The sequence below is a fragment of the Acidovorax sp. HMWF018 genome, from assembly GCF_003061035.1.
GTDB lineage: Bacteria > Pseudomonadota > Gammaproteobacteria > Burkholderiales > Burkholderiaceae_C > Acidovorax > Acidovorax delafieldii.
This window is the reverse complement of sequence record NZ_QAIM01000356.1, coordinates 12564-23049: the sequence shown is the minus strand read 5'-3', so window position 1 is coordinate 23049 and position 10486 is coordinate 12564. Positions and strand designations below refer to the sequence as shown.

The window sequence follows — 10486 nt, the reverse complement described above, 5'->3', positions numbered from 1 at the left end:
GGCACAGGATCGAGCGGCAGCGCCTTGCACAACAGTCGGTATGACTTTAACGATGACATCCTGCCGCTGGGCGCTGCGCTGCACGCCAGCCTGATCGAGCAGGCCATGCCGCTGCCCGCGCTCTGATCAGGCGCGGGCGTCTGACTTCTCCACGCACACGCCGCTCACCCACCGGAAGTCTTCGTACCCTTCCATCCCACCCTTTCACTACCAGGAGATTTCCATGAAATTCCAGAAAAAAGTCGCTGTGACCGCTCTCTTCGCTGCGCTGGCTGCGACGAGTTTGGTAGCTCAGGCACAGACCGTTCGCATCGCCAACCAGGGCGATGCCCTGTCGATGGACCCGCACTCACTCAACGAGTCGCTGCAGCTGAGCGTGACCAGCAACGTTTACGAACCGCTGGTGGGCCGCAACAAGGACCTGAGCCTTGCGCCCGCATTGGCTACCAGCTGGAAGCAGATTGCCCCCACCGTGTGGCGCTTCGAACTGCGCAAGGGTGTGCAATTCCACGACGGCACGCCGTTCACGGCTGACGATGTGGTGTTCAGCTTCGCCCGCATGAAGGGCGATGGCTCTGACATGAAGGCCACCAACAGCGACATCAAGCAGGTGCGCAAGATCGACGACCACACGGTCGAGATCGACACTATGGCTCCCCAGCCCATCCTGCCAGACGTGATCACCACGTCCTACATCATGAGCAAGAAGTGGTGCGAGACCAATCAGGCCACAACCCCGGTAGACCGCCGCAAGGGCATCGAGAACGCGGCGTCGTTCCGCGCCAATGGCACCGGCCCCTTCCGCCTGCGTGAGCGCCAGCCCAACGTGCGCACGGTGTTCGTGCGCAATGGCGCCTACTGGGACAAGATCGAAGGCAATGCCACCGAAGTTGTGTTCACGCCCATCGGCAACGATGCCACGCGTGTGGCGGCCCTGCTGTCGGGCGAAGTGGACGTGATGGAGCCTGTGCCCGTGCAGGACATCGAGCGTATCAACGGCAGCGCCAATGCCCGCGCCATCACTGGCCCTGAGCTGCGCACCATCTTCCTGGGCATGGACCAGAAGCGCGACGAGCTGCTGTACTCCAACGTCAAGGGCAAGAACCCCTTCAAGGACAAGCGCGTGCGCCAGGCCTTCTACCAGGCCATCGACATCGAAGGCATCAAGAAGACCGTGATGCGCGGCGCCTCCAACCCCTCCGCGCTGATGGTGGGCCCCGGCATCAACGGCTTCCAGCCGGATGTCAAGCGCCTGCCCTATGACGTCGAAGCCGCCAAGAAGCTGATGGTCGAAGCCGGTTACCCCAACGGCTTTGAAGTCACCATGAACTGCCCCAACGACCGCTACGTGAATGACGGCCGCATCTGCCAGACCGTGGCCGCCAATCTGTCGCGCATCAACGTCAAGATCAACCTCGCGGCCGAGACCAAGGGCACGTACTTCCCCAAGGTGCTGCGCCGTGACACGAGCTTCTACATGCTGGGCTGGACCCCCACCACCTACGACTCGCACAACGCCCTGAATGCGCTGATGATCTGCCCCGACGACAAGACCGGAGCGGGCCAGTTCAACCTGGGTGCGTATTGCAACCCCAAGCTGGACGAACTGACCAAGAAGATCCTGGTCGAAACCGACAAGCCCAAGCGCGATGCCATGATCAAGGAAGCCTTCGATGTGCACACCGCCGACGTGGGTCACCTGCCGCTGCACCAGCAGGCGCTGGCCTGGGGTGTGAGCAAGAAGGTCAAGCTGGTGCAGATGGCCGACAACTACATGCCTTTCAAGTGGATCACCGTGAGCAAGTAATCCTGCTTGTTCCCGCCTGATCGATACGACGACTACAACAACGACAACGCCATCGGCTGATTCAAGCCCGCAACAACACCTGCAGCTACCCGTTGCGCGTGTTGTTGCCTGTTGATTGGTTTCCCACAATGAAAACTACCCTTGCCCGCTGGTTCGACAGCGACGTTGGCTACAGCTTCCGCACATCGCCGGTCGCCATGCTGGCCGCCGCCATTGCGCTGATTTGCCTGTTCTGTTCGGTGTTCGCCGGATGGGTGGCGCCCCACAACCCGTTCGACCTCACCACGTTGGAGCTGAGCGACGCGCGGCTGCCCCCGGCGTGGAGCGAAATGGGCTCCATGAAATACCCCCTGGGCACCGATGACCAGGGCCGTGACATCCTGTCCGCGCTGATCTACGGTGCGCGCATCTCCCTCGTGGTCGGCATTGCCTCGGTGCTGCTCTCCGTGGTGGTGGGTGTGGCCTTCGGTCTGCTGGCCGGTTTCCGGGGCGGCTGGGTGGATGCTGTGCTCATGCGCCTGTGCGATGTGATGCTCTCCTTTCCTGCCATCCTGGTCGCGCTGCTGATTGCCGGCGTGGGTCGTGCGCTGTTTCCCAATGCGCACGAGTCGCTGGCGTTCGGGGTGCTGATCCTCTCCATCTCCCTCACCGGCTGGGTGCAATATGCCCGCACGGTGCGCGGCTCCACGCTGGTGGAGCGCAACAAGGAATACGTGCAGGCGGCCCGTGTGACGGGGGTCCCGCCGCTGCGCATCATGCGCAAGCATGTGCTGCCCAACGTGATGGGGCCCGTGCTGGTGCTGGCCACCATCCAGGTGGCCACGGCCATCATCACCGAAGCCACGCTGTCCTTCCTGGGTGTGGGCGCTCCGCCCACTTCGCCCTCGCTGGGCACGCTGATCCGCATCGGCAACGACTACCTGTTCTCGGGCGAATGGTGGATCACCGTGTTTCCTGGCGCCATGCTGGTGCTGATTGCGCTGTCGGTCAACCTGCTGGGTGACTGGCTGCGCGATGCCCTGAACCCGCGCCTGCGTTGAGCCACAACAAGAACAAGAAAAGCGATATCTCCATGAGCCTTCTCGAAGTCAAAAACCTCGTTGTCGAATTCCCGGGTCGCCGCGGTACCCTGCGCGCCCTGGACGACATTTCCTTCTCCATTGCGCCCGGCGAGATCCTGGGCGTGGTGGGGGAGTCCGGCGCCGGCAAGTCACTCACCGGCGCTGCCATCATCGGCCTGCTGGAGCCGCCGGGCCGTGTGGCCTCGGGCCAGATCCTGCTGGAGGGCCAGCGCATCGACAACCTCAGCAATGAGGAAATGCGCCACATCCGTGGTCGCCGCATTGGCGCGATCTTTCAGGACCCGCTGACCTCGCTGAACCCGCTGTACACGGTGGGCCGACAGCTCACCGAAACCATCCTGGCGCACCTGCCGGTCAACGCCGCCGAGGCCCGCCAGCGCGCCATCCAGTTGCTCAAGGACACCGGCATTCCCGCAGCTGAAGAGCGCATTGACCACTATCCGCACCAGTTTTCCGGCGGAATGCGCCAGCGTGTGGTGATCGCCCTGGCCCTGGCGGCCGAGCCCAAACTCATCGTGGCCGATGAGCCCACCACGGCGCTGGATGTGTCCATCCAGGCGCAGATCATCACGCTGCTCAAGAACATCTGCAAATCACGCGGTGCGGCCGTGATGCTGATCACCCACGACATGGGCGTGATTGCCGAAACCTGTGATCGCGTGGCCGTGCTGTACGCCGGCCGCGTGGCCGAGATCGGTCCGGTGCACGATGTGATCAACCAGCCGTCGCACCCCTACACGAGCGGGTTGATGGCCTCCATCCCCGACATGACGATGGACCGTGAACGTTTGAACCAGATCGATGGCGCCATGCCGCGCCTGAACGCCATTCCCCGTGGCTGCGCCTACAACCCCCGCTGCCCCAAGACCTTTGACCGCTGCATGACCGACCGCCCCGACCTGATGGATGCAGGCGCTACACGCGCTGCTTGCTGGCTGCACGCTGGTGCCGCGACCCAAGCCGAGGTGACCGCATGAGTGCCACCGCAACGAAAAGCAAGGCCCTGGTCCAGGCGCACGACCTGGCCAAGACCTTTGACGTCTCCGCTCCCTGGCTCAACCGTGTGATCGAACGCAAGCCCCGCACCCTGTTGCATGCGGTGGATGGCGTGAGCTTCGAGATCGAGAAGGGCAAGACGCTGGCCCTGGTGGGCGAGTCCGGCTGCGGCAAGAGCACCGTGGCCCGCCTGCTGGTGGGGTTGTATGAGCCCACTCGCGGCGGCCTCACCTTCGACAACCAGGACGCGCACGCCGCCTTCAAGGGCAACGATGCCAAGGCCATGCGCCGCCGCATCCAGATGATCTTCCAGGACCCGTACGCCAGCCTGAATCCGCGCTGGCTGGTGGAGGACATCATCGGAGAGCCGCTGAAAGAACACGGCCTCATCACCGACAAAGAACAGCTCAAAACCCGCGTGGGCGAGTTGCTCAAGTCCGTGGGGCTGTCGCCGCTGGACATGGTCAAGTACCCGCACCAGTTCTCGGGCGGGCAGCGCCAGCGCATCTCGATTGCACGCGCCCTTGCCACCGAACCCGAGTTCCTGGTGTGCGACGAGCCCACCAGCGCGCTCGATGTGTCGGTGCAGGCCCAGGTGCTCAACATCATGAAAGACCTGCAGCGCGAACGGCAGCTCACCTACCTGTTCATCAGCCACAACCTGGCCGTGGTGCGCCACGTGAGCGATCAGGTCGGCGTGATGTACCTGGGCCGGCTGGTGGAGCTGGCCGATAAACACACGCTGTTCGACACGCCGCGCCACCCCTACACGCGCATGTTGCTCGATGCCATCCCCAAGATGCACGACACCGGCAAGGCCCGCACACCGGTACAGGGCGAGGTACCCAACCCGTTGAACCCGCCGCCCGGCTGTGCGTTCAACCCCCGTTGCCCGCATGTCAATGACCGCTGCCGCACCGAGCGCCCCCAGCTCCTGAGCATTGGCGGCATTCGCATTGCGTGCCATGCGGTGGAGGAAGGGCGCATCTGATACCAGCCGCCACGCGGGTGTGCTGACGCGCGGCGGAGGGACTCATCCCGCAGTGCTACTGTCGCAGTAGCGATTGCTATCAATAAAATAGCTGCTGGCGCAATGAATACCTGCGCTTGCGGCTATTTTTGCTTGTAAACGCGCAGAAGATGCTCATCCTGGATCCGCAGTCACTCCTTGGCCGGCTGCGGGCAGGGCACGCCCCAGCAGGTAGTCAATGCAGGTGCGCACCGCCCGGGTCTGGTGGCGGTTCGGCATGTAGAGCATGAACATCTGGGTGCCAAAAATGCTCAGCCGCCAGTCGTTGAGCGTGGTCAGCACTTCGCCGCTGGTCACGGCGTCCTGCACCACGTAATCCGGTACCAGCCCTACGCCCAGCCCTGCCAGGATGCCCTGGCGCAGAAACGGAAAGTGCTCCGAAATGAGGGTGGGCTCCAGCATGGCCTCCTGGCGCTGGTCACCCCGGTACCCGCGCAGGCGCAGCTGCTTGCCTACCACCCCTGCGGTGATCACCGGCGCGGCCTGCAGAGCTTCGAAGTCCTGGGGCAGCCCATGCGTCTCGGCGTACTCGCGCGATGCGCAGGCGATGTAACGCACGCTGCCCAGGTCGCGCGCCACCAGCGTGGGCGGGGGCTCGGGCATCACGCGGATGGCGATGTCCACCTCATCACGGATCAGGTCATCCACCCGGTTTTCAAAGCGCACATCCAGCACGATGCCGGGGTACAGCCGCTTGAAGTCGATCAGCCAGTCCGACATCACCATCTGCCCGTAGCCACTGGGCACGCTCAGGCCCACGCGGCCCTGCAGGCCTTGGCCCAGCGTGGCAATCGTCTCGCGCGCGGCCAGCATTTCGTTCTGAATGGCGCGGCCATGGGCGTACAGGCGCAGGCCCACCTCGGTGGGCTCCACCCGGCGTGTGGTACGGCGCACCAGCTGCACACCCACCGATTTTTCCAACTGGTGCAAGTGGTAGCTCACATTCGCACGCGTCATCTTCAGGTTGCGCGCGGCCTGGCTCAGGTTGCCGGCATCAAGGATGTCGACCAGCACGGTGAGGGAGGTGAGTTCCATAGGCGGGATAGGTGGGGCGGCGCCTGAACGCTCGTTTGCCGCAGTTTGTCAAAAGAAGTTTGACAGTCTGTCAATGGGCTATGTAATTGTCAAGATTACTTCGCGCATCAACAATCCCCCGGTCATCAACAGGCACAGCCATTGACCAGGAGACTTCCCCGTATGCACGCCGCCGCTGCCGCATCTTCCGTTGTTACCACCGCGCTGCATGGCGATGTTCTGGTCGTCACCATCGACAACCCGCCCGTCAATGCCCTGGGCGCCGCCGTGCGCCAGGGCCTGTTGGTGGCCATGCAGCAGGCGCAGGCCGACGCCGCCGTGGTCGCCGTGTTGCTGGTGGGCGCGGGCAAGGCCTTCATTGCCGGGGCGGACATCCGCGAATTCGGCAAGCCACCGGTAGCACCCATCCTGCCCGAGGTCTGCCGCGCCATCGAAAACCTGAACAAGCCCGTGGTGGCCGTGCTGCACGGCGCAGCCCTGGGCGGCGGGCTGGAGGTGGCTTTGTCGGCCCACTACCGGCTGGCCCTGCCAGTCGCCACGCTGGGCCTGCCCGAGGTGAACCTGGGCCTGCTGCCCGGCTCGGGCGGCACCCAGCGCGCCCCGCGCCTCATGGGCGCGCAGGCTGCGACCACCCTCATGCTCAGCGGCCAGCCCCTCAAGGCCCAGGCCGCGCTGCAAGCCGGCCTGGTTGACAAGCTGGTGGAAGGCGCCGACCCGCTGGCCGCAGGCCTGGCCTACGTGCGCGAACTGCTGGCTGCCAACGCCCCCGTGCGCCGCACGCGTGACCTGGCCATTGCCGAGCCGCAGGCTGCGCTGGCCTGGCTGGACGCACAGAAGGCCGAGACAGCCAAAAAGTCGCGCGGCCTGTTCTCTCCCCTCAAGATCATCGAATGCGTGCAGGCCGCGTTGCAACTGCCGTTTGACGAAGGCATGGCCCGCGAGCGTGCGCTGTTCATGGAGTGCCTGGACAGCCCGCAGCGCGCCGGTCTCATCCACACCTTTTTTGCCGAACGCGAGGTCGTCAAGGTGCCCGAAGCACAGGCCGCACAGCCGCGCCCCGTGGCCAGCATTGCCGTCATCGGCGGCGGCACCATGGGCGCGGGCATTGCAGTGGCAGCCCTCGATGCCGGCTTGCCGGTGACCATGATCGAGCGCGACGCCGAGTCCATCGCCCGTGGCCGCGCCAATGTCGAGAAGGTCTACAACGCCCTGGTGGCCAAGGGCCGCATGACTGAAGCTGCCCAGGCCGCCGTGATGGCGCGCTACACCGGTAGCACCAGCTATGCCGACATCGCCAATGTGGATCTGGTGATCGAGGCCGTGTTTGAAGACATCGAGGTCAAGAAGGCCGTGTTCCGCGAGCTGGACCGCGTGTGCAAGCCCGGCGCCGTGCTGGCCACCAACACCTCCTACCTCGACATCGACGCCATTGCCGCTGCCACCGGCCGCCCGCAGGATGTGATCGGCCTGCACTTCTTCAGCCCCGCCAACATCATGAAGCTGCTGGAGATCGTGGTGCCCGCCAAGGTGGCACCCGACGTGGTGGCCACGGCTTTTGAGCTGGCCCGCAAGCTGAAAAAGGTGCCTGTGCGCGCGGGCGTGTGCGACGGCTTTATCGGCAACCGCATCCTGGCCGTATACAAGCAGGCCGCTGACTACCTGCTGGAAGACGGCGCAAGCCCCTACGAGATCGACGCTGCCGTGCGCGGCTTTGGTTTTGCCATGGGCCCGTTCCAGGTGACAGACCTGGCCGGTGGAGACATTGGCTGGGCCACGCGCAAGCGCCGCGCTGCCACGCGCGACCCCAAGGCCCGGTACGTGGAGATTGCCGACCGCATCTGCGAACGCGGCTGGTTTGGTCAGAAGACCGGGCGCGGGTTCTACCTGTACCCCGACGGTGCCCGCACGGGCCAGCCCGACCCAGAAGTGCTGGCCATAGTGGATGCCGAGCGCGCCAAGAAAGGCGTCACGCCCCGCAGCTTCAGCGCCGACGAGATCATGCGTCGCTACATGGCCGCCATGGTCAACGAAGGCGCCAAAGTGGTGGCCGAAGGCATTGCCCTGCGCCCGCTGGATGTGGACGTGACCTTTGTCGCGGGCTACGGCTTTCCGCGCCACCGTGGCGGCCCGATGAAGTGGGCCGACATGACGGGGCTGGACACGGTGCTGGCCGATATCCGCGAGTTCGCCCAGGAAGACCCACTGTTCTGGCAGCCCGCGCCGCTGCTGGAAAAGCTGGTAGCCGAGGGGCGCAATTTCGACAGCCTGAACAAGGCTGCATAGCGCAGAGTCTGCCTGACCTGCATTGCACGCGAAGCGTTTTCAGTCAGTCCCACCGTATTCGAGTCATATTGGCCTCTAGCGCTTTATGCATAAGCGCAAAAAGCTATCAAATCAGGAGCAAATCATGCGTGAAGCCGTCATCGTTTCCACCGCCCGCACCCCATTGACCAAGTCGCACCGGGGCGAATTCAATGCCACACCCGGCCCGCAGCTGGCGGCCTTTTCCGTCAAGGCAGCGGTCGAGCGCTCGGGCATCGCCCCCGAGCTGATCGAAGACCTGGTGATGGGCTGCGGCTACCCCGAGGGCATCACCGGCAAGAACATTGGCCGCCAGACCGCGCTGCGCGCGGGCCTGCCCCTTTCGGTGGCGGGCATGGTGGCCAGCCGGTTTTGCGCATCGGGTCTGCAGTCAGTGGCGATTGCCGCAGGCCGCATCGTGGCGGAAGGCGTGCCCGCCATGGTGGCGGGTGGGGTGGAAAGCATCTCGGCCATCCGGCCCGGCAACCCGGCAGACATCGACCCCTGGCTGCAAGAGCACAAGCCCGACCTCTACATGGCCATGATCGACACGGCCGACATCGTGGCCCACCGCTATGGCATCAGCCGCGAAGACCAGGATGCGTTCTCGCTGCTAAGCCAGCAACGCACCGCCGCCGCACAGCAGGCGGGCGTGTTTGCGGACGAGATCGTGCCCTGCGCCGCACGCATGATGGAAAAGAACAAGGAAACCGGCGAGGTCACCTACCGTGAAGTGACGGCCACGCGCGACAACTGCAACCGCGCCAGCACCACGCTCGAAGGCCTTGCCAAGCTGGAGCCGGTGAAAGGTCCGGGCCAGTTCATCACCGCAGGCAACGCCTCGCAGCTGTCCGACGGCTCCAGCGCCTGCGTGCTCATGGAAGCCAAAGAAGCCGAGCGCCGTGGCCTGCAGCCCCTGGGCGTGTTCCGTGGCTTTGCGGTGGCCGGTTGCGAGCCCGACGAAATGGGCATTGGCCCCGTGTTTGCCGTGCCCAAGCTGCTGGCGCGCCACGGCCTCACGGTGCAAGACATTGACCTGTGGGAGATGAACGAAGCCTTTGCCTCGCAGGCCCTGTACTGCCAGCGCCGCTTGGGCATTCCGTCCGAGCGGCTGAACGTGAACGGCGGGGCGATTGCCATTGGCCACCCCTTTGGCATGACCGGCGCACGCCTGGTGGGCCACCTGCTGCTCGAAGGCCGCCGTCGCAAGGCGAAATACGGCGTGGTGACGATGTGCATAGCCGGTGGCATGGGCGCTGCAGGCCTGTTTGAAATCTTCTGACCCCGCGCCACACCACCGAACTCTGCAACTGCAAGCGACCCGATATGGACCTGAATTTCACCCCCGAAGAAGAAGCCTTCCGCGCCGAGGTGCAGGCTTTTCTGAAAGCCAAGCTGCCCGAGCGCATCGCCACCAAGGTCAAGGCCGGGCAGCGCCTGTCCAAGGCGGACCAGGATGAGTGGCACGCCATCCTCAACGAGCGCGGCTGGCTGGCCAACCACTGGCCCAAGGAATACGGCGGCCCCGGCTGGGGTGCAGTCGAGAAGTTCATTTTCGACACCGAATGTGCGCTGTCTGGTGGCCCGCGCATCGTGCCCTTTGGCGTGAACATGCTGGGCCCGGTGCTCATCAAGTTCGGCAACGAGGCGCAAAAAAAATACTGGCTGCCGCGCATCCTGAGCGGCGAGGACTGGTGGTGCCAGGGCTACTCTGAACCCGGCGCGGGCTCGGACCTGGCCTCGGTCAAGACCACGGCGGTACGCCAGGGTGACCACTACATCGTCAACGGCCAGAAGACCTGGACCACCCAGGGCCAGCACGCCAACATGATCTTCTGCCTGGTACGCACCGACCGCGAAGCCAAGGCGCAGTCGGGCATCAGCTTCTTGCTGGTGGACATGCAATCGCCCGGCGTGGAGCTGCGCCCCATCCGCACGCTCGATGGCGACAAGGAAGTCAACGAAGTGTTCTTCACCGACGTGAAGGTGCCGGTAGAAAACCTGGTGGGCGAGGAGAACAAGGGCTGGACCTACGCCAAGTACCTGCTGACCTATGAGCGCACGGGCATTGCAGGCGTGGGCTTTTGCATTGCCGCACTGGCCAAGCTCAAGGTGATTGCCGCCAAGGTCATCAAAAACGGCAAGCCGCTGGACCAGGACCCGCTGTTTGCCGCCCGCATGGCCCAGGTCGAGATTGATCTGGAGAACATGAAGACCACCAACCTGCGCGTGATT

At 64.4% G+C, this 10486-nt stretch carries 8 protein-coding genes and 1 pseudogene; 8 read left to right on the top strand and 1 reads right to left on the bottom strand.

From position 1 onward, the window contains the following. The 5 genes and pseudogenes from DBR23_RS13610 to DBR23_RS13590 all read left to right on the top strand — a co-directional run. Positions 1-126 (top strand): annotated as a pseudogene (locus tag DBR23_RS13610) (amidohydrolase); the annotation flags it as partial. A gap of 97 nt (positions 127-223) precedes the next feature. Next, positions 224-1807 carry an ABC transporter substrate-binding protein gene (locus tag DBR23_RS13605; protein ID WP_056059145.1) on the top strand — a complete coding sequence of 528 codons (1584 nt, stop codon included), beginning with the start codon at positions 224-226 and terminating at the stop codon, positions 1805-1807. A gap of 128 nt (positions 1808-1935) precedes the next feature. Beyond that, the gene (locus DBR23_RS13600; RefSeq protein ID WP_056059141.1) at positions 1936-2847 is read left to right on the top strand and encodes an ABC transporter permease; all 912 of its coding nucleotides are present in this window, start codon (positions 1936-1938) and stop codon (positions 2845-2847) included. 32 nt (positions 2848-2879) lie between these two features. Next, entirely contained in the window at positions 2880-3866 is a 987-nt protein-coding gene (locus DBR23_RS13595) for an ABC transporter ATP-binding protein (RefSeq protein WP_108498609.1), read from the top strand. After that, a complete protein-coding gene (locus DBR23_RS13590; protein WP_056059138.1) occupies positions 3863-4876 on the top strand; it encodes an ABC transporter ATP-binding protein in 1014 nt (337 codons plus the stop codon). The genes DBR23_RS13595 and DBR23_RS13590 overlap by 4 nt, the downstream gene beginning before the upstream one ends. A 153-nt stretch (positions 4877-5029) precedes the next feature. Here DBR23_RS13590 and DBR23_RS13585 read toward each other — a convergent pair whose 3' ends face one another. Further along, complete coding sequence (locus DBR23_RS13585; RefSeq protein WP_108498607.1) at positions 5030-5950, bottom strand: LysR family transcriptional regulator; 921 nt, start codon at positions 5948-5950, stop codon at positions 5030-5032. Positions 5951-6112: 162 nt separating this feature from the next. Between DBR23_RS13585 and DBR23_RS13580 the strand changes: the two genes are divergently transcribed. From DBR23_RS13580 to DBR23_RS13570, 3 genes are all read left to right on the top strand, one after another. Further along, positions 6113-8233, top strand: coding sequence for a 3-hydroxyacyl-CoA dehydrogenase NAD-binding domain-containing protein (locus DBR23_RS13580; RefSeq protein WP_108498606.1), 2121 nt, complete (start codon positions 6113-6115; stop codon positions 8231-8233). 124 nt (positions 8234-8357) lie between these two features. Then, the gene (locus DBR23_RS13575) at positions 8358-9533 is read left to right on the top strand and encodes an acetyl-CoA C-acyltransferase (protein WP_108498605.1); all 1176 of its coding nucleotides are present in this window, start codon (positions 8358-8360) and stop codon (positions 9531-9533) included. Between the two features lie 44 nt (positions 9534-9577). After that, on the top strand, positions 9578-10486 hold a 909-nt coding region (locus tag DBR23_RS13570; protein WP_233250450.1), incomplete at its 3' end, for an acyl-CoA dehydrogenase family protein.